The sequence below is a fragment of the Anaerobutyricum hallii DSM 3353 genome (genome assembly GCF_000173975.1).
In the GTDB taxonomy this organism is placed as follows: Bacteria; Bacillota; Clostridia; order Lachnospirales; family Lachnospiraceae; genus Anaerobutyricum; species Anaerobutyricum hallii.
Map to the genome: position 1 here is coordinate 1 of NZ_ACEP01000051.1, position 19,784 is coordinate 19,784.

General features: G+C 35.6%; 17 protein-coding genes. All 17 read left to right on the plus strand.

Translation table 11 applies throughout. From position 1 onward, the window contains the following. Window positions 1–1,192, plus strand: a 1,192-nt coding sequence (locus EUBHAL_RS15855) for a hypothetical protein (protein WP_005345339.1), incomplete at its 5' end; no start/stop codon positions are given. Window positions 1,193–1,197: 5 nt separating this feature from the next. After that, window positions 1,198–3,534 (plus strand): CHAP domain-containing protein, encoded by a 2,337-nt coding sequence (locus EUBHAL_RS04310; RefSeq protein WP_005345341.1) that lies wholly within the window; start codon window positions 1,198–1,200, stop codon window positions 3,532–3,534. A gap of 41 nt (window positions 3,535–3,575) precedes the next feature. After that, window positions 3,576–3,860 (plus strand): hypothetical protein, encoded by a 285-nt coding sequence (locus EUBHAL_RS04315; protein ID WP_005345343.1) that lies wholly within the window; start codon window positions 3,576–3,578, stop codon window positions 3,858–3,860. 180 nt (window positions 3,861–4,040) lie between these two features. After that, on the plus strand, window positions 4,041–4,364 hold the full coding sequence (locus EUBHAL_RS04320) for a hypothetical protein (protein ID WP_005345344.1): 324 nt from the start codon (window positions 4,041–4,043) through the stop codon (window positions 4,362–4,364). Window positions 4,365–4,670: 306 nt separating this feature from the next. Next, a complete protein-coding gene (locus tag EUBHAL_RS04325; protein WP_005345345.1) occupies window positions 4,671–4,958 on the plus strand; it encodes a hypothetical protein in 288 nt (95 codons plus the stop codon). A gap of 24 nt (window positions 4,959–4,982) precedes the next feature. Then, on the plus strand, window positions 4,983–5,582 hold the full coding sequence (locus tag EUBHAL_RS14680; RefSeq protein ID WP_049940625.1) for a helix-turn-helix domain-containing protein: 600 nt from the start codon (window positions 4,983–4,985) through the stop codon (window positions 5,580–5,582). Next, window positions 5,560–5,877, plus strand: a complete 318-nt coding sequence (locus tag EUBHAL_RS04335; RefSeq protein WP_005345347.1) for a hypothetical protein — start codon at window positions 5,560–5,562, stop codon at window positions 5,875–5,877. Before EUBHAL_RS14680 ends, EUBHAL_RS04335 begins: the two co-directional genes overlap by 23 nt. A 17-nt stretch (window positions 5,878–5,894) precedes the next feature. Continuing rightward, window positions 5,895–6,230 (plus strand): plasmid mobilization protein, encoded by a 336-nt coding sequence (locus EUBHAL_RS15860; RefSeq protein ID WP_278183906.1) that lies wholly within the window; start codon window positions 5,895–5,897, stop codon window positions 6,228–6,230. Further along, window positions 6,217–7,605, plus strand: coding sequence for a relaxase/mobilization nuclease domain-containing protein (locus tag EUBHAL_RS14685; protein ID WP_005345350.1), 1,389 nt, complete (start codon window positions 6,217–6,219; stop codon window positions 7,603–7,605). Before EUBHAL_RS15860 ends, EUBHAL_RS14685 begins: the two co-directional genes overlap by 14 nt. A gap of 8 nt (window positions 7,606–7,613) precedes the next feature. Then, entirely contained in the window at window positions 7,614–8,492 is an 879-nt protein-coding gene (locus EUBHAL_RS04350) for a hypothetical protein (RefSeq protein WP_005345351.1), read from the plus strand. After that, complete coding sequence (locus EUBHAL_RS04355) at window positions 8,489–10,471, plus strand: LPD16 domain-containing protein (RefSeq protein ID WP_005345352.1); 1,983 nt, start codon at window positions 8,489–8,491, stop codon at window positions 10,469–10,471. Before EUBHAL_RS04350 ends, EUBHAL_RS04355 begins: the two co-directional genes overlap by 4 nt. 26 nt (window positions 10,472–10,497) lie before the next feature. After that, a complete protein-coding gene (locus EUBHAL_RS04360; protein WP_044921953.1) occupies window positions 10,498–11,055 on the plus strand; it encodes an RNA polymerase sigma factor in 558 nt (185 codons plus the stop codon). Then, the gene (locus EUBHAL_RS04365) at window positions 11,045–11,704 is read left to right on the plus strand and encodes a DUF4367 domain-containing protein (RefSeq protein ID WP_005345354.1); all 660 of its coding nucleotides are present in this window, start codon (window positions 11,045–11,047) and stop codon (window positions 11,702–11,704) included. The genes EUBHAL_RS04360 and EUBHAL_RS04365 overlap by 11 nt, the downstream gene beginning before the upstream one ends. 62 nt (window positions 11,705–11,766) lie before the next feature. After that, window positions 11,767–12,192: a hypothetical protein gene (locus EUBHAL_RS04370; protein WP_044921956.1), complete on the plus strand. Its 426-nt coding sequence runs from the start codon at window positions 11,767–11,769 to the stop codon at window positions 12,190–12,192. 21 nt (window positions 12,193–12,213) lie between these two features. After that, a complete protein-coding gene (locus EUBHAL_RS15865; RefSeq protein WP_005345356.1) occupies window positions 12,214–12,360 on the plus strand; it encodes a hypothetical protein in 147 nt (48 codons plus the stop codon). A 137-nt stretch (window positions 12,361–12,497) separates the two neighbouring features. Further along, a complete protein-coding gene (locus EUBHAL_RS04375) occupies window positions 12,498–19,388 on the plus strand; it encodes a polymorphic toxin-type HINT domain-containing protein (protein WP_005345357.1) in 6,891 nt (2,296 codons plus the stop codon). 192 nt (window positions 19,389–19,580) lie between these two features. Beyond that, on the plus strand, window positions 19,581–19,784 hold a 204-nt coding region (locus tag EUBHAL_RS04380; RefSeq protein ID WP_044921966.1), incomplete at its 3' end, for a DUF4279 domain-containing protein.

Below are 19,784 nucleotides of genomic sequence, written 5' to 3' on the forward strand. Positions count from 1 at the left end.
CCCTCAGAATGAATTTAAGGAAATTGTAGAAAAATACGGCGGTTCCTATTTTGATCTGACTCCAAAATCAAAGATATATATCAATGGTTTTGAAGTATCTGATGCAGTATTTTATGCGGACAAAGACACGAAAGAAAAATTTATCGCTACACAGACAAAGTACGCCAAAAGTCTTGTTGCGGCCATCATGACAAATATCCTGTTCACGCAGGAACACGCTACGGTAGTCAGCAGGGCGACAAGAAAGATGTTTGATAAAATCTTTGCACAGAAAAAATTAAAGAAGCAGGCAACCTTACGGATGTTGAGGGAAGAGATAAAACTGGAATTGGAAAATGCAAAAGATGATTATGATAGATCTATCATAAAGCCAATCTATAACTCTCTTGAAGAATACACGGACGGAAGTTGTGATATGCTCGCTTATCCATCCACAGTACGTTTAGATAACCGTATGATTGGATTCGGATTAAAAAACGTACCGCCGGATAACTGGGAGCCAGTTATGGTAACGGTTATGCATTATACCTCTACACGAATGGAATACAATCAAGAGGCACAGAGGGCAACCCACTTTATCGTGGACGAAACGCAGGTTGTCAGCCGAAAAGGTACTTCTGCAGAACAGCTCAATACGGCTGTTGCCACATTTAGAAAGTATGGCGGTATCTGTACGATGGCAATGCAGAATATCACTGCTGCCTTAGAAAACAAGATGTTAAAAGAATTGTTCAGTAACTGTAACTATAAATGCTTTTTAGACCAGGGAGGAGCCGATGCGAATGCCCTTGCCCAGATCCAGGAATTATCCCAGACAGAATTTAATGCATTAAGTTCTGAAGAAGTAGGAAGAGGAGTCATGGTATGGGGGAAAAAGGTTGTCCTTTTCGATGCGAAGATCTCAAAAGAAAATGAACTGTATCCTCTTATCAACACAAACTTTCATGAGAAAGCAAAAGAAGCAGAGAAAAGAAAACAAAGGCAGAGACAGGAACAGCAGGAAAGCAATGACCGTATTGAGGAGATCATCCTGCAGATGGCGGAACTTGCCCCGGTTACCGTCCGTGACCTCTTATCTGTATTAGAGATCACACAGGAAGAAGCTGAAAAACAATTAAACTGGCTGTGTCAGCAAGGTTATCTTGTAAAAACAGAAGAAGCCGGTAATATCCGTTATCAGAAAGCAGGCTGATCATCATGGCAGTAAAAAAAGCGAAGGATGCCAGTTTCAAAAGAATGGATAGTGCTTATGCTTCTTCCAAAAGTGCTATACAAAAGGTTAAAAATGCAGACCCGCTTAATGCAAAAGAAGAACAGGAACAGGAAGAGGGAAATGCGAGTGTAGACCCAGCAAATTATCTGTCTAAGAAAGAAAAAAAGGAATGGAAAAGGCTGTCTTATACTGCAAAGCAGCGTTATATCAGGCAGGCAGAACGGCAGTTAAAACGGCAGAAAAAAAGGAACGGGATTGCAAAAACAGAACAGAGTTCCGTTCAGGAAAAAGAACAGCAGGCGGCAGAGATCTTTTTAAAGGAAAGAAAATATAAATCCAATACTTGGAAAGAACCTGTGGATAAAAAAGAGATCGGCAGCCATGACGGAAATGGAGAGATCGCATCTAAGTCGGGAGACAGCCGGGCGGCTATCCGTTCCCAGAGTACGGTTGCCGGAGGAGAAAAGACAGCAGATATTGCGTCTTCTGCTTCAGCAGAAACAACAAAAGCTACAGGAAGTGCTGCAGCAAAAACAGCAGATACCGCAGCCGCATCTACGGGTGCTGGGCTGGCTGCACTGGTCGCAAAAAAAACGGCAGAAAATTTCAAAGAAATGCTGCAGCAGAAAAATACAGCAATCGAAAGCCAGAGGATAAAGACGCAGACGAAGTTGTCCCAGCTCATCGAAGAAAATAAAACAGGTGCAGGAAGCCCTGGCGTGGCAGCCGCAGCTATGCTTGCCTCTGTTGTAGTTACAGTGATGTATTTTGCGGTACAGATTGCCGTGACGATCTTTTTTGTTTTGTTGATCCTGTTAATACCGATCATTGTGATCGTATCTTTCCTTGGAATCATCATCACGTTGCTATCAGGTTTTGCAGCCGCAGTAGATAATACAGATTATGCATCGGGTTCCGGGGCAAGTATTGTTGCGGTTGCTGTACAGGAAATAGGTTATCACGAAGGGTCAGGCAACCATACAAAGTATGGAGTGTATACAGGCACGGACGGAATGTCCTGGTGCCATGCGTTTGTTTCGTGGTGTGCAAATGAATGTGGTTTTATCGAGAGCAATATCATACCAAAGACAGCCGCCTGTGAGACAGGACGGCAATGGTTTATCCATAAGCAGCAGTATAAAAAGGCTGGAAGTTATACCCCACAGGCAGGAGATATTATCTATTTTGATAAAGGCGGGGTGGGAGAATCCCATCACGTTGGTATCGTTGAATATGTCGAAAATGGAATCGTACATACAATAGAGGGCAACAAAAATAGTCAGGTCATGCGTGGACATTATGAGCTTACTTATAAAGGCATCATGGGATACGGTACTCCGGATTATCCAGACGAAGGACTCACTTCCTCGACAGCATCAGAGATCTTATCAAAAGCACAGGAGCTTGGTAAAATGATGGTGGAGGAAAAATGGGTGTATTCCAATACTGACCTGAAAGGTTCACTTGCGGCAGCAGAACAGTCTGCTAAGAGGACAAACTGTGCCCACGGTGTCTGTCTTGTGCTTCAGGAAATTGGTCTGCTGAAAAAAGGACAGATATTTTTCGGAAACAAGTCTGGAGAGTTAAGCTGCAATGGAACCGTAAGGAAACAGATTGAAAAAGGATTTGACATCATAAAGACTGGCGGGAAAAAATCAAAAGACCTCGACTTAAAGCCGGGGGATATTTGCCTTTTCAAAGGGCATACGAACATCTATGCCGGAAAAGATGAGAACGGTAAAACATACTGGTATGATTTTGGACGTGACCAGACAAAAGACAAAAAGCCGGGAAGTGTTTTTGTAAAATCTGTCCGTAAAGGAGAAATTAACTGGGCGGTCATCACAGTGATCCTCCGGGTAAAAGACCAAGACGGATATGGTTCAGGAAAAACAATCAATATCCCATCACCGTATGGAGACAGTTTCACTTACATGGGCTGGTCCCTCATCACCGCAACAGGCAGTAACCAGTACAAGTTGCGTGTGAAAACAGGTGAGCATTACGATGCGAACGGTTTCGGAAAGATAGGGGACAGATATGTGATAGCCTGCACTCCAACCTTCGGAAAAATCGGAGATGAGATAGATTTTGTTCTGGCAAATGGCAGAGTCATACATGGTGTTATGGGCGATGAAAAAAATATGTCTGATGCAGGCTGCAACAAATGGGGACATGATAATGGACACAGTGTTGTTGAGTTTGTTGTAAATAAATCTATGTGGTATCACACAGGAAAAACCGTCACGAAATTTCATCCAGAATGGGCAAAAAGCCGGGTTGTTAAAGCAATTAATCTTGGAAAAAATCATTTGAAATAATAATTAAAATGTGCCGAAATTCGGTACAGGAAAGGAGCAGGATGAAGAAAAAAATAGTGATATTTCTACTGGCTGTCTTTCTGGTTTTTGCTTTACTTGTTTCCGCTTTATGTTTTTTCGCTCCCCAAAAAAATCAAAACAGCAGGGAAAATACAACGGAAGAACAAAAGACAGAAGATGCTGCAGAACAGACGGAAAAAGAAAAAAGGGAACAATATCATTTCACAAATCTGGAATATATCTATTATATAAATTCTGAGAATGAAACAGATTTTGAAGAACAGGCAGCAGAGTATGTTGAAAAAAATTATAAAAACGTGCAATGAATCAATGCCCTTGCAAAGTTTGATGATGATGTATCAAGCAATACAGGGACAGCGACATTTTATCTCCAGTTAGATGATGAAGACCATTCTATCGTCCTTGTCTCGTATGACAAAAAGAAAAAGATATTTTCATTTTCTCCATATAAAAAACAGATCAAAAACATTGAAATCTATGGAGGAATGTCACAGGAAAAAAATACGATGCAAGATGATGAAGAAGAGTATAACGAAATTGGGATTGAACCAATCAATCTTGGAGAACCCAATATCGTAGATCAGGATGATTCATTAGGTGCGGTAGCCGATGAAAAAGAATTGTCACAGGAATTACTAAAATTTTTGGAGAAGGAAGGTGAAGAACGGAGAAATTTTTATGCGGTATCCGTTGAAAGTACAGGAGAAAAAGATTATAAAGCTGTACTGGATTTCAGTACAAAAAGAAGCGATGGAAAAAATATCAGTATTACTTTTGAAAATGGAATTTATACATTTGCGTTTAAATAAGTGTGATTAAAAAAGAGATACTGGGTGATAAGATATGGCAGGTCTGCAAAAAGGAAATAAAGTTTTATTTGCAGTCCTGTCATATGTGTGTTAATTGGGAGTGATTGTCTGAAAGGGGTATTAGGGGCTTTCCCCTAACAAGGTAGTATTTTGTACACACAAAATGCGTATCTTGCAATAAGCCTATCGGCTTATTCGTACCATTTTTGGTATGAATACCAGAATTGGTATATGGATAATACCCAAAATGGTACATATAAATCATAAGATCGCTTATAGATAACATAAAAAATTATGGAGGAATAAATGGCAAGGCAGAAACATTTCCGTCTTCCAGACGATGTTCTGGAGAGGATAAATCACAGAGATAAAGAAATGTATCCTACAGAAAATGTATATATCACAGAAGCTGTACGGAATTTTTTTAAAAAAGAAGAAACAGAAAATGTGATGGATAAATTAGAGGATATACAGGATAAACTGGATCGAATCGAAAAAAAGCTTGAGGAAGATGCAGGTAAAAAATATAGTTCTTTTTCAAGTGATGCAGAGAAAAAAGAACTTTATGGAAAACCAGATTTCCTGAAATACTAACATAGATTCTAAGGGATGGATAGGATGGATTGGATAAAGCAAATCATGGAATATAAAAAAGGAAATTGGGAGTCACCCGGTTCTCTGGGGCAAAAGATTAAAAAAATCCGAATGCTGCGTAGGTATACACAAAAAGAATTAGGTGTGATGTGCGGTTTTTCTCTTTCTTCCGCAGATGTAAGGATTGCACAGTATGAAAAAAATAAAAAAATCCCAAGAGAAAAAATCTTGAAGGCTATGTGTAATGCTTTAGGAGTTGGTGAAGGTGCTTTGGTTCATGCGGATATGCTTTCCTATCAGGAAATGTTTTACGCATTATTTGATATGGAAGATTTTCATGGATTGCACCCGGTTAAGAAAGAGGACGGATACTATTTAAGATTTGACAGCGATAGTATCATCAATGATTTTCTTGAAGAATGGTATAAGATGTATCAAAAATATCCAAGACCAAGAGGAGATGATGAAGAAGAAAAATATACACTCTGCCGTTATGAATATCCAAATGAGATCGCAGTGGTATCGCAGTATGAATTATTAAAAAGGAAAGCACTGCAGGCAGAGATAGAAAATTTACAACTCAAAATATATGACCTTGAGAATGAAAATAAAGAAGGAGATTGATGAGATGGATTGGAAGAAACAGATTGAAAAATTGGAGGACGAACTTCAAAAATTAACGGAAAAAGAAAACAGGATTGCAGAAAGAAAAAAAGAAGTGGGAGAAAAACTGAGAAAAGTCAGAGAACAAAAAGAAAATGAAGAAAATAAACAGCTTGCAGATATTGTTACGGAATATCTTGGGCCAATGGATCCTAAAAAAATAGAAGATCTAAAAGTTGTTCTGGATATGTATATGTCCGATCAGGAGGAGGAAAGAGTGACCCAAAAAGAAAGACAGGAAGGTGAGGAAAGATAAGAAAAAGAAGAATCGACATCCGGCTGAGCGAAAAAGAATATCAGTTACTTCTATCTAAGGCTGGAAACGACCTTGAGACAAAAACTAAAAAGGGAGACAAAGCAAACACTTCTGCATATATACGGAAGTGTATTTTTTTGCAGGAAGATCGTCCTGTCCGATTGGAAAAAGAGTTAAAGAATCTTTCCTACCAAGTGCGTAAAATAGGAGTCAATATCAATCAGGTCGTTGCAAAAATTAATGCTGGTTATGGCAATCAGATTGATATTTATAATCTTGAAAAAGCATTAGAGCAGGTAAAGCATGAGATGAAAACGCTTAATGAGAAGGTAGAAGATTATGGCAATCACTAAGCTATCAAATATTGGAATGCCAAAGGGAGGCGGGGCTGCACATTTAAAAAATTGTATTTCTTACATCATGAACCCAGATAAAACAGAAGGGATGGTCGGGGGAAATGCGGGGACGACTCCGCAGGAAGTGTATCAGGTAATGATCGATACAAAACAGGAATGGGAAAAGGAAGGAGGAAGACAGGGATACCATTTTGTGATCTCTTTTCCGCCAGGGGAAGCTACAAAAGAAGAAGCCTATGCGGTGATAAATGATTTTTGTGAAGAATATCTGGGAGAAGATTATGACTATGTTTTTTCTATCCATACGGATCAGAAACATATGCACGGCCATATTGTCTTTAATTCTGTGAACCGGATGAGTGGATATAAATACCGTTATGAAAAGAAAGACTGGGAAAAATATATTCAGCCTCTCACAGACCGCATCTGTGAAAAATACGGTCTGCCGCCTTTGGTTTATGACAAGAACAATAAGATAGGAAAATCTTATGCCGCACATTATGCGGAGAAAGAAGGCAGGCCATCATCCGAAAAAATTATCAAGGCAGACATAGATTTTGTGATTGCTTCATCAAAAGATTGGGATGATTTCATAAGGCAAATGGAAGGGCTTGGCTATAAGATCCGTCAGAAAAAATATGTGACATATATCCCGCCTGGTTTTGAACGGGGAAGGAGAGATTCCCGGCTTGGGCCAGGATACCGGGCAGAGGAGATCAAGGAAAGGATAAAAAATAAAGGACAGGAACAGGGGGTAGAAAAGATCCTGTCCCATGAACTGTCAAAAGTTTATGAAAGAGAGATCTTCCAGTATACCAAAACAACGCTCACAGTATTTCAGATGAAAAAAATTAAAAACTTTTATCAGACAGGACATTATCTTGAAGAAAAAAATCCTTATGCAGTAGCATGGAAAGAAGTGAGGAGAAATGCGGTCCATATTGATCAACTCTATGAAGAGTGTAAATATATCTTAGAGCATGAGATTAAAACAGAAAAAGATCTGCTGGAAAAACAAAAGATATTGATAAAGAAAGAAGCAGAGCTTTTCGATCAGCGAAAGACTCTTTTTTCCGTCGAAGATAAAAAAATATTCCAGCAGTACCAAGTATTAAAAAAACGATTAGCCGATACTCCCGATTGGGATGACCGATTTGAAATATATCAGGAAGAACTAAATGATTTTTTAAAAGAGATGCCGGAAGGGATGCTCAGTGCAGAGAAGAAAAAAAGGCAGATCAATGCGATGCTGCGTGAAGTGCGGCATGAGAAACGGATTGTAAACCGGATGATCGAAGAAGAAAAAAGCCTGAATAAAGAAGAAAAGATTACAAAGAAAAAAGGACGTACTGAAATTCAGCACAGGAGGTGAAAAAATAAATGGGATCAAAAGAAGAAAAACATATTGTTATAGAATTTCAAAAAAAGATACTGCAGGAAGCCGGATGCAGTGCGGAGGTGATAGCTTTCTTAGATGAAATAGAAGATGAAGTGTTTTGTGAATATTACTGCTTCTGTTTTTTAGACGGAATGCCGATAGAAGAAGTGCGGAGAATAGACAGTGTCCCTGTACAGAACTGGAAAGATAAGATCAAACGTATCAGAGAAGAACGGACGGGTTATCTTGAAAGATTATTTGTGCCAGATGCACAGGTGACACAGCAGATCTCTAAGTTACATGAAAAAGCGGGCAGAGTATTTAAGGAAACAGAAGAATTAAGGGATACAATAAATACAACATTAAAGCAGACATTAAAGATTCAGGAAGAAGCTCTTGTGCAGCAAAAAGAATCATATCAGAGTACCTTAGCTTCCAAAGCAGAGCTGCTAAAAGACCGGGAAGATAAGATACAGAGCCTGTTAAGTGAGATAGAACAAAACAAGGCAGTATGGGAGAATGAGAAAAAAGATCTTCTTTTGAAATTAGAGGAGAAGAAAACTGCGGTTAAAGAAGAGGAGAAAAAAGAAGCCGCCTTTATAGAGGAAGATACGGTAAACAATAGAGAGAGAAAAAAGAAACGCTGGCATTTTTTCTGTAAAGAAAACAAGAAGAGAGGGACCCAAGATAACAATAATGAATTTATAGAGACTTATCTGGCAGAAGATACTTTTAATGATGCACAAAAAGAATTCCTGATCCAATGTCTGGAAGAGGGAGATAGTGTACAGGAGATGAAAACCTATGCATCTGCCAGCCTTACTCCAGCAATGATGCAGCGATTACGTCAGGTAAGGAAGAAAAGGAGAGAACGACCATGAGAAAAAAAGAACAGACAGGCATTAACTTAAGTGAAGAAGAGATCCTGCATGGGAAAGGGGATGCTTATGGGATCTATCAGATCGACTGGAAGGGAGAAGGAAGGGAGTATGCCTTCCTTTCCTATGATTCCATCAGGGCAAAGGGAAAGCTGCCGCAAAGGAAAGATTACCAGCTTGTTTATAGTGGGATCTTAGAGCCAGATGAAAACATGGACAGCCTATATGTAAAATTTAATATCGCACACCCACAGGATTTCACAGGACATTCCCTTTCCATCAGCGATATTATTGTTTTAAAGAAAAATGGAAAAATAAATGTTTCTTATGTAGATATGATAGGATTTGTCCCATTATCAGATTTTTATAAAGAGCCGGCACTAAGAGTAGTAGGGCAGATAACTGAAGCAACACAGGGATTTACAGCCGAGGGACACTTCGGGACATGGCATTCGATACAAATGCAAGAATTTCACAATGAAAAATTTTTTCAGATGCGGCATGATGAATTTGGAGAAAAGGTTGCAGATATTATCGTAAATGAACAAGGACAGGTTATTGCAGAAGATCTATGGCATGGCTTTAGTCCTGAAGCAATGAAATTGATTGGAGAATATTTACTAAACAGATCGCTTCATGAAAAAAAAGAAGCAGCCTATGTCATATCAGGAGACAGCGGATATTTTATGATCCATGAAACGGATGGAGGATATGATTATACGTTTTATAATGAGGATTATCGGGAATTAGATGGAGGAGTTTATGATAATCCAGATGTGTCATTAGCCGAGGCTATAGAAGATATTTTAAATGATGCTGGGATAGCTATTGCAACTATAGAAGAAATCGGTTATGAGCAACTGGAACAGAATATCGAAGAAAGTGAAGAGAAAGAATTATTACATTATGCAGTACAGGAGTCAAAGAGACAATTAAAAGGAGGGGATATTCGGCTTACTTCCGAAGTATATTACAAAGAAAAATCGTTGGAAGGAAGGAGCCGAGCGGATATTGAAGAGACCGTCTTATCTCAGGCACAGATCATAGTAGATGAACTGGGTCTGCATAATGAAGTAGAGCTGATCGGTGCGAGGGTGTATGGTTCACGAAGCAGAGAAGGCTTATACCGCCCGGATTCAGATGTGGATGTTGCCCTTAGTTATCAGGGACCAATCAGCGAAGATAGTTTTTTTAACTATCTGAAAGAAGATATGTTATATGTTAAAGAGATTCCGATAGACATTAATCCTATATCAAAAACGAAATCGGGAACTTTGCCTGAATATCTGGAAAGGGCAGAGTATTATCTGGATGAAAAGGAAATTGAACAGTTTGCAGAACAGATAGATACTTTCGGACGTTTACGGGGAGATTGGTATGTAGATGAAACGATGGAGCAGGAGAAAGCAGTGGATGCGATCACAGATGACATCCTGCAGAAAAAAACGGGCTATCTGAATGATTATCTTAAAAAAACTATAGAAATATCAGGAGATCAGGAGGATATAAAACAGGCAAAAGACCTGCTGATCCAAATGGAAAAGCTTGAGAGATTATCTATTTTTGATAAGGAACCTGAACCAATACCAGAAGTTGATTTTTATGTTACAGAATGTTCAGAATTTCCATCATTGGGTGAATATCATGAGGGTCTAACCATTGATGAAGCGATCGCTGTTTATGAAAAAATACCAGGAGACAGAAAAAACGGTATAAAAGCGATCGGTATCAACCTGCATTTTCCAGAAGGGCATATGTATTCTGATAAATGTGACCTGCTCGCCGGAGGGCACATCTGTAAGGAGATGTTAGATGCAGTACCGTTTTATAAAGAAAACAGACAGGTCAGGAAAGCAGTAAGATATTTAGAAAAACATTTTGAGAAAAAAGAGAACCTTTCTTTAATAAAACCGAAGAAAAAACAAAAAATTATCATTTTTAATAAAAAACATAATAAAAAAATCATATTTATGATAAAATAATAAAAAATAATTAGGAGATTATGAATATGTTTATTTATTTAATGGTATTGGATACAGAGGAGGAGAAAATAAAATTTGTTAAAATTTACGATGCTTACAAAGATAGAATGCATTATACAGCAAGTGTTATTTTAAAGGATAAATTAAATGCAGAAGATATGGTTCATGATACTTTTCTTACTTTAACGGATTATCTGGATAGAATTGATGAAGAAGATTTCACTGGAACATGGAATTATATTGTTACTATATTAAAGAATAAATGTTACAATTTTATAAAGAGAAGTAAGAAAATTGAATTAATTGCAGATGATACAATTTTTGAACAGTCTGTAGAAGGGCATAATCTGCTAGAAAGTCAGTTAATTAAGAAAGAATCAGAAGAATTCTTAAATTCATTAATCAGAGGACTGAAATATCCTTATAAAGAAGTTATTTATCTTCAATATCACAATAAATTAAATAGCTGTCAGATTGCAGAGATTTTGGAAACAAATTCTGCAAATGTAAGAAAAATATCCAGTCGTGCGAAAGAACAGTTAAAGAAAGGTATGTTGAAAAAAGGATACACCTATGAATTTTGAAAAACTATTAGAACAGGAAGCTCAGAGAGCGGCACTGCAAGACTATGAAGAAGTAACAGAAAAGACGAAAAATTATTCTTATAAATTTTCTAAAGAATTTATCCAAAAAATGAATAAAATGATTTATGAAGAAAAAAGAAAGGCAAAGAAAAAAAGAAGATTACGTTTTTTACTGGTAGCAGCAGTTATTTTGATATTGAATGCAGGTATTGTTTTGGCAAATGATGATTTAAGAGAAAAAGTTGGAACACTTATCATTCATTTCTTTGAGGATAGTATTTACATACATAATTCTGAAGAACAAACAGAATCCGAAAAAATATTTCGACAGCTACATCTGACTTATATACCAGCAGGTTACAATTTACTGTATGAAACAGAAAATCCTATAACGACGTATAGTGCTTATTATGAAGGTCAAAACGATAATTATATCGGTTTTACACAGGGATTAAAGGAAAATGTTGATGTTCATGTTACTTATGATGGAACTGGGAGTAGAAAAATTCAAGTAAATGGAAAAGAGATTTATGTTGTTAAAGATAAAGAGATTACATCGTTCTATTATGAAGACAATGGATGCATTATTACGCTGTCCAGCACAGAAAAAGAATTAGAATTAATAAAAATATTAAAAAATATAAAATAAAATGTCACACTTATCCTCCTTCGATTGTGTCTTATATAGACACAATTAAAGGAGGATTTTTTATGAGAAAAAAGATTATGGTGTTGTTGATATGTACTGTTTCATTAGTTAGTATACCGTTTTCGGTAATAGCAGCAGAAAAAAATGTACATACTAATGTAGCAGTAGAACAGATTATGCCACGGTATGGAAATATCAGCCAAATAAGTGGTAATATCCAAGCAGTATCGGGAAAAATAAATTGTAGTGTTGATGTATTGATGAAAACATCAATCTCAATAAGCGTCAAAATGAGTCTTCAAAAGAAAAATGGAAGTTCTTGGAATACGGTAAAAAGCTGGAATAAATCATATAGCAATACTAAAGTGGTAAATTCTAAGGCAGTTTATAACAGTACAACTGGTGCTACATACCGTATGAAATACACAGTTACAGCAGGAAATGATAAAGCCACTGGCACAACTCCAAGTGTTGTTGGAAAAAAATAAAGAAATATAAGAGGAAAGCTAATGAAAAAAAGAAAACTATTATCTAGAGTATTATGTTTAATTTTATGTTTATGTCTGGCAATTGAATTAATTCCTTCTGAAGCATATGCGAATACTTTAAAAGGCATTGATAAAGCAGTCAGTAGTCAGGATAAACCTGTAAAATAAAAACTGGTGAGGAAAAAGTATCTAAAATTCCAAAAGAAAACAATAATTTAAATGAAATAGAGAATGAAGAAAATGATACACCTGAGATTCTTCAGGAACTAGAAGACGAACGTTCTACAAGAGTAAAAAAGTTTCTTATGAGTGATGGAAGTATCTCAGCAGTTTCTTATGGAATGGATGTTAATTATAAAGATAAGCAGGGAAAATGGAAAGAAATAAATAACAACTTTTTGTATAGTAAAGATACAGGTGAGGAAGGAGATTTTTCAGGATATAAAACAAAACAGGGAGAAACAAAAATCAAATTTTCTGAAATAGCAGGAGAAGATAAGCTTGTGCATTTGGAAAAAGATAAATACTCTGTTGATTTTACAATGATTTCTAGTGAAGATGAAGAAAATGTATTTGATGAGGAGGAAAATGTACCAGATGATGAATCTACAGAGGAATTAGAAGATACAGAAGAGATACAGGCTACAGAAGCAGAAGAGTCTAGTACAGAAATGGAAGAGTCTAATACAGAAAAAAATACAGAAGATAAGCCCCAAGAAGTAACTACAGAAGAAGTGGAAGAAGCCACAACAGAATACCAGGAAGAAGTTTCTACAGAAGATGAATCCAAAGAAATATTAGACAAACAGAATTTAGAAGATATAGAAGATGAACAGGCAGCGTTACAAGATATAGAATCTCAAAATATATCAGAAACAGAGAATGAGGAAGATGATTTCATAGATTTTCAAACAATAAATTCAAAATCAGATAAAAAAGAAGAAAAAAATGAAAAAGAGGCTAATGTAGAAAAATCTTTAATTACAGCTACAGCAGAAGAAAAATCAGAAATCAAATCAGAAGAATCAGAAAATTTCTCAGAAAATTATGAAGGAATAGAACAGGTCCCGGCCATAATAAAAAAGGGGACAATAGAAGGAATATCTAATGCAAAGAAGTCAAGAACTATTCAAGAAGAAGTTGATGAAGAGGAACAAGAAGATTCTTATGCTGTAGAAAATGTATATACACAATTATCATATGAAGGAATTCAAGAAAATGTTTCTTTAAATTATTCTCTTATAGGAAGTTCCTTAAAAGAAGATATTATCGTGGAAGAACCTTCCGAAACGTATGAATATAGATTTTTACTATCGTTAGGTAATCTTGTCCCTAAACAGGGAAAAGAAGGTGCGATTTATCTTAATGATAGCAAAACAGGAAAAAATATTTATGTGATTCCTGCAGCATATATGACAGATTCAGCTGATAACTATTCAGAAAATGTAAAAATGTCACTTGAAGAAACACAAGAGGGACAGTATATATTAAAGATAGTACCAGATGAAGAGTGGATGAATGATCCGGATAGAAGCTATCCGGTGACAATTGATCCGACACTAGAAAAGTCAACGGCAGATTCTAATGATTTTGTGATAAGAGATGTTTATGTTGTAGAGGGCGATTCCAGTACATATTATCCATATGGAAATACCATAGCATATATAGGACATGGGGCTTCAGCAGATGCACAGACACATAGAATGTTCACAGAATTTAGGAAATTACCACAGATTCCAGCAGGAAGTGTGATCACTGGTGCAAAGTTATATTATTATCAACAAATGTATGATCCATATTCGGATACAAGAACACCATTCTTTTATCTGGATGCAAAAGAAGTAACTGCAGGCTTAGACTGGACAAATGGTGTTACTTGGGATAGTCAGCCAACGTATAAAAATACGGTTTTAGATTCTCAAAAAATATCTGAAGAAACAACAGGCAAATATGTAGGTTGGGATTTAACCTCTGTTATAAAAAAGAAATATGAGGAAGGAAATGATGAAAAATTTGCAGCCGTTGCTTTAGTTCCAGATGATGAAGAAAGCATTTCATCTGTTAAATATAGTGCATTAGTACGGTTTTATAAAGCAACACGTTCAACAAATAAGCCATATGTTGTTATAAATTACAGAGATTCCTATGGAGTAGAAGAATATTATTCTTCTCAGTCACAGGAGATAGATAGTGCAGGAACAGCATATGTCGGAGATTATTCTTCTCAGCTTACGTTAGAAAAGATGGATTATAGTAATAGCAGTGAGGCGATTTCTTTTTCATTAGAACACTATTATAATTCTGGATTGGCTGGTGGAAATTTCGGTGAAGTTAGTGCATATACAAAAGATTATTCTTCTATGAAAATAGGAAATGGATGGAAATTAAATGCACAACAGACTATAGTAGAGAAGAAAATTGGTTCTACGATATATTACATTTATACAGATGGAGATGGAACGGAACATTATTTCTATGAAGATGCGGAAAAGGCAGGAACATTTGTGGATGAAGATAATCTAGGATTATCTGTTACAAAAAATGGCTCTGTTTATACCATGACAGATGGGGATAGTACAACAACTTTTAATGAAGGATATCTGACATCTATAAAAGATAGCAAAGAAAATAAGATTTGTTTTGCTTATGGCGGAAAAGAATATGGCTCAGATAATTTGTGGAAGCCAACTCAAAAAAGTCATCAATTAACTTCTATAATACAGATTAATAAAGTAGATAATAAAGCAAGAAAATTGGTATCATTATCGTATGATGAGAATGGGTATCTCACTAAAATTACAGACAAGGCTGGGCGTATTACAAAATATCATTACGATGGTGGAGAATTAGTAAAAATAACGCACCCAGATAATACTACGGTATCTTATACATATGATAATAAACATTATCTGTTATCAGCTTTAGATAATGAAAGTAAATATGGAGTAGAATATGGTTGGGAAAAATTAGGATGTAGAATCATTGTAAACAGGATACGAGAATTTAATAATTCAGGAGAAACGAAGGAATATGGTTCAGATGTAAAAGTAGACGGTCATGATCTGCAGCATACAGTATATACCAGTGCAGGAAATGATAATAACTTTGATACGAGCGATGACCAAATCAGTACATATACTTTTGATTATTCGGGACATACTGTAAATGTATGTACAAAAGATGTTCAAGGAAATGTTTTAGGAGTAGATACAGGGGCATATAAGAGTAAATCGGCAAAAAACAGCCTTACAGCAAGTGCAACGTCAGGCAAACAAGCATACAGCGAGATCGTAAATGGAGGTATTGAAGTTGCTGGGGCTACTTCAATAGATATTAATAGCTGGAATGTAAGTGGATCTACTACAAATGGTTCTGTTTCAGCCACAAATAAACAAGCACATAATGGAGACAGAAGTATTGCGCTTTCGGGAGAAAGTACAGATAATTCTTATGTAAGAGCATACGCAGCCGGAAGAACTTTATCACCAGGTACTTATACATTCTCCGCTTATGTCAAAACAACAGATGTAAAGAAATTTGGAAAAGATGGAGGTGTATTTTTACAATTTCATACAGGAAGCAAAGTTTTAGCACAGGGAGATTCTTTAGATTATCAGACTTTAGAAGATACAGATAATGGATGGACTCGAATCTCTGTTACTAAAAAATTTACTTCCAGTAGAAAAGTATATGGATTTGTCAATCTGAAGAATGCACAAGGTGTAGCATATGTGGATGACCTGCAAATGGAAAAGGTAAATAGTGCCAGCGGATATAACCTATTAAATAATGGAGCCGGAGTTACACAAGCCCGTTGGGATATGAACACAGAAGGGACTTCTTTTGCACAAGAAGAAAAGTTATATGCTTCTAATGCATTAAAAATCACAGGAAAATTACAGGAAAACCGAAATATCAGCCAGACGGTCAGAATAAATCATAAAATAAAACAACAATCTTATATGCTTTCTGGTTGGGCAAAAGCAGAATCTGTTCCAGATATTGCTGAGGACAATTCAGATGGCGAAAATAGATTTTTTGGTTTACATGCAAAATTTTTGTATGCAGATGGAAGTTATGAAACAGAATATATTCCATTTAATGCAGATGTGTCTACATGGCAATATATAAGTGGAGTTGTAACACCAACACAGACAGGTAAAGTGTTGAGTGCTATCATTGTAGGTTGTGATTATACATTTAATGCGAATACAGCATATTTTGATGGGATTTCTCTCGTAGAAGAAGAAGCAAGCTTATATGATTATGATAGTAAAGGAAATTTAATCTCTGCCATTGATGGAGATGGTAAATTTGTTTATGATTATGATGATAAGGGAAATATCATTTCTGTGACAGATGAAGATGGAAATAAAACAAATTTTAAATATGATGAGTCTGGGAATCTTGAGGGTATTTCTGCAAATGAATTTTCTGTGAAAGAAGATGATGAAGGAACAGAGCAGAAGAATATAATCGAAGGAAAAGATGGTACAAAATCTACCTCGTCAATAAAATATACAGCAGACGGAAATTACATATCTTCAGAAACGGATGCTGCCGGAGCAGTTACTTCGTACCAGTACGACGATAAAACGGATTTACTGAAAACTACAGTAGACAGTAATAAAAATACCACCAGTTATACTTACAATTCCGGTAATTCGCAACTTTCAAAAGCAGCATTGAAAGATAAAAATGGGGAAGAATTAGTATCTTTAAACTATACATATTCCAATGGAATCATGTCTTCATTAAAACGGTCTGGTTACAGAGAAGATAAAGCAATACAGCAGGAATATTCATTTGGTTATAACAAATGGAAGCAAGTAACTTCTATATCTGCTGGAAAGTATAAGTTGGCGGGATATGAATATGCCGGAAAAAATGGTTCTCTTACTCAATTAACATATGGAAATGGAGTTAAAGAAACTTATAAATATGATACATTAGGGCAATTGGCAAGTATTTCATATGATGGAACCGTAACCTACAAATATACATATACGACAGATGGAAATATAGAAACTGTTACCGATGTACCAAATGATTATACATATACTTACAAATATGACAAAAATAGGGATGCCATAGAGTATGTAAAAAAGAAAGCCGGAGTTACAGAGATTTATTCACAAAGCTGGGAAAGTACAGATGGATTGACATCAGGTAATAAAATATCTTTCGATGGAAAAAGCTACGATACCTCTATTACAAAAGACAGTCAGACTTCTAATGTTTTGACAGAAAAAAATATACTGGGAAATAAACAGTCTTTTATTTATGATAGTTTAGGACAGAAACTTTCTGAGAAAAATAATGTATATAAATTGGATTATTCTTATGAGAGCATTGATACAGACAATGCAAAGGATAATGCAACGGGACGTATTCAGCAGATTTCCTATGGAAAGATAAATAATAGTTTTAGCGACTTTTCTTTAAAATATGAATATGATACTCTTGGAAGAATAGTAAAAGTAAGTGATACAAAAGGAAATATACTGGCTCAATATTCTTATGATGCACAAGGTCAGCTTCTGATGGAGAAACTTCCACAGCAGAATAAACGCTATGAATATACCTATGACACTGTTGGAAATATTCAAGATGCAAAGACCTACACTCTAACAGGAACAACTGCTACTGCTACAAAAAAATATACATATGGAGATGCTTCATGGAACGATCTGCTCACTGCCTATGATGGAAAAGAAATAACTTATGATGGTGCAGGTAATCCATTGGCTTATAATAATGGAACAGCATGGAAATTCACATGGGAGAAGGGAAGAGAACTTTCTTCGGCATCTGCTGATGGAAAAAATATAACATTTACATATGATGTAGACGGTATTAGAGACAGTAAAACTATAAATGGTGTAAAGCATGAATATGTTACGCTGGATGGACTGATCTATCAGGAAAAATGGGGAAATAATACCCTGACATTTTCTTATGATAATAATGACAAACCTTATGCAGTGAAGTATAATAATACTACATATTATTATGTTTTAAATCAGCAAGGTGACGTTATCCGGATTGTTGATGAAAATGGAACGACAAAAGCAGAATATACTTATGATGCATGGGGAAATGTGATTGCAAGCACTGGTACAGACAGTGGGATTGGTGCAGTAAATCCATTATTATACCGAGGATATTATTACGATTCAGAACTTGGAATGTATTATCTTCGTAGCAGATATTATGATCCAGGAGTAAAGAGATTCATCAATGCCGACAGCGTAGATTATCTAGGAGAAAATAAAACAGAATTATCCTATAATTTATTCGCATATTGCGAAAATAATCCTATAATTTATATTGATAAAGATGGATATGCAGTTGCACATATTGTTGGGGGAGCAATAGGAGGTTTATCAGGTGTAGCATTAGGAAAGTTTTTGGCAAAAAAACTTAAATTACATGGCACAAAAAAGACAGCATTGATAGCTGCATCTGCTGTTGGAGGTGTCGTATTAGGAGCATTTTTAGGTCCTTATGTGGCACAACTTTCTAAATATGGTATTCAACTCATTAAGAAAAATATAAGTTATGGAGCAGCTGCAGGGAAAGCATTATGTTTTGTTTCGGGTACATTAATATTAACGGAAGAAGGTCTAGTTCCAATAGAAAAATTAAGAGAGGGAGATTATGTCTATGCAGAAGATATAAATACAGGGGAACAAGAGTTAAAGGAAATTATTCAAATTTATGAAAATCAGACACAAGAAGTCGTCTGTTTAAAATTAAAAGGAGAAGAAATTATAACGACTCCGTATCATCCTATATATATTGATGGAAGAGGTTGGGTAGCTGCTGTTAAGGTAAAAAACGGAGATGTTTTACATACTTTTGACGGAAAGAAAATACTGGTTGAAAAAGTACAGTATAGAAAGCTAGAAAAACCGGTTAAGGTATATAATTTTGAAGTGAGAGATTTTCATACATATTATGTTGGAAAAAACAATTTTTTAGTGCATAATAAAAATTGTAGTCTGGTTAAATTAAGTGATAAATATATCAAAAAAACATTGAAATTAGACGCTCACGCTATAAAGAGAGAATATTTAGGCAAAAAAGCAGCTATAGCAAGATATGATTTAGCTGTTGATAAGAATACGGGAATTATATATATAATAAATAAGGCAGGTACAATAATAGATAAGACAATTTATAGAACAAAATAATAGGAAAAAGTGAGTTGGATTTTTATTGAAGTATATTTTGCTGAAATTATTATCCAGTCTACTTTTATAATATTACAGTATTAAATTATATTATGTATATTAAGAAAGAAACAGAATGTTTTTTGTATTATATTAAGTAATATATCGTGTATAAAGAAAGGATTATCGTAAAAAATGGGCATATATATAGAAATGAATATATTTTTTGATAATAATTTTGATGTATATAAAATTGAAAGGATATTAAATATAAAACCTTCAGATTGTAAAAGAAAAAATGAAACTAGAATGTCACCATTTAATAAAAATGAGCATTTAGAGGGATACTGGTCATTGGTTACAGACACATTTGAAGAATTAGATATAAAACCGGTAATGGATGATTTGTTAAGGAAG

What these genes read in the sequence shown, in the direction of transcription:
- EUBHAL_RS14680 (WP_049940625.1), top strand. Translation starts at nt 4,983, where the DNA reads ATGGATTGGATAAAGCAAATCATGGAATATAAAAAAGGAAATTGGGAG.
- EUBHAL_RS04365 (WP_005345354.1), top strand. Translation starts at nt 11,045, where the DNA reads ATGAATTTTGAAAAACTATTAGAACAGGAAGCTCAGAGAGCGGCACTG.
- EUBHAL_RS04360 (WP_044921953.1), top strand. Translation starts at nt 10,498, where the DNA reads ATGTTTATTTATTTAATGGTATTGGATACAGAGGAGGAGAAAATAAAA.
- EUBHAL_RS04320 (WP_005345344.1), top strand. Translation starts at nt 4,041, where the DNA reads ATGTCACAGGAAAAAAATACGATGCAAGATGATGAAGAAGAGTATAAC.
- EUBHAL_RS04375 (WP_005345357.1), top strand. Translation starts at nt 12,498, where the DNA reads ATGAGTGATGGAAGTATCTCAGCAGTTTCTTATGGAATGGATGTTAAT.
- EUBHAL_RS04325 (WP_005345345.1), top strand. Translation starts at nt 4,671, where the DNA reads ATGGCAAGGCAGAAACATTTCCGTCTTCCAGACGATGTTCTGGAGAGG.
- EUBHAL_RS04310 (WP_005345341.1), top strand. Translation starts at nt 1,198, where the DNA reads ATGGCAGTAAAAAAAGCGAAGGATGCCAGTTTCAAAAGAATGGATAGT.
- EUBHAL_RS14685 (WP_005345350.1), top strand. Translation starts at nt 6,217, where the DNA reads ATGGCAATCACTAAGCTATCAAATATTGGAATGCCAAAGGGAGGCGGG.
- EUBHAL_RS04350 (WP_005345351.1), top strand. Translation starts at nt 7,614, where the DNA reads ATGGGATCAAAAGAAGAAAAACATATTGTTATAGAATTTCAAAAAAAG.
- EUBHAL_RS15865 (WP_005345356.1), top strand. Translation starts at nt 12,214, where the DNA reads ATGAAAAAAAGAAAACTATTATCTAGAGTATTATGTTTAATTTTATGT.
- EUBHAL_RS04370 (WP_044921956.1), top strand. Translation starts at nt 11,767, where the DNA reads ATGAGAAAAAAGATTATGGTGTTGTTGATATGTACTGTTTCATTAGTT.
- EUBHAL_RS04315 (WP_005345343.1), top strand. Translation starts at nt 3,576, where the DNA reads ATGAAGAAAAAAATAGTGATATTTCTACTGGCTGTCTTTCTGGTTTTT.
- EUBHAL_RS04335 (WP_005345347.1), top strand. Translation starts at nt 5,560, where the DNA reads ATGAAAATAAAGAAGGAGATTGATGAGATGGATTGGAAGAAACAGATT.
- EUBHAL_RS04355 (WP_005345352.1), top strand. Translation starts at nt 8,489, where the DNA reads ATGAGAAAAAAAGAACAGACAGGCATTAACTTAAGTGAAGAAGAGATC.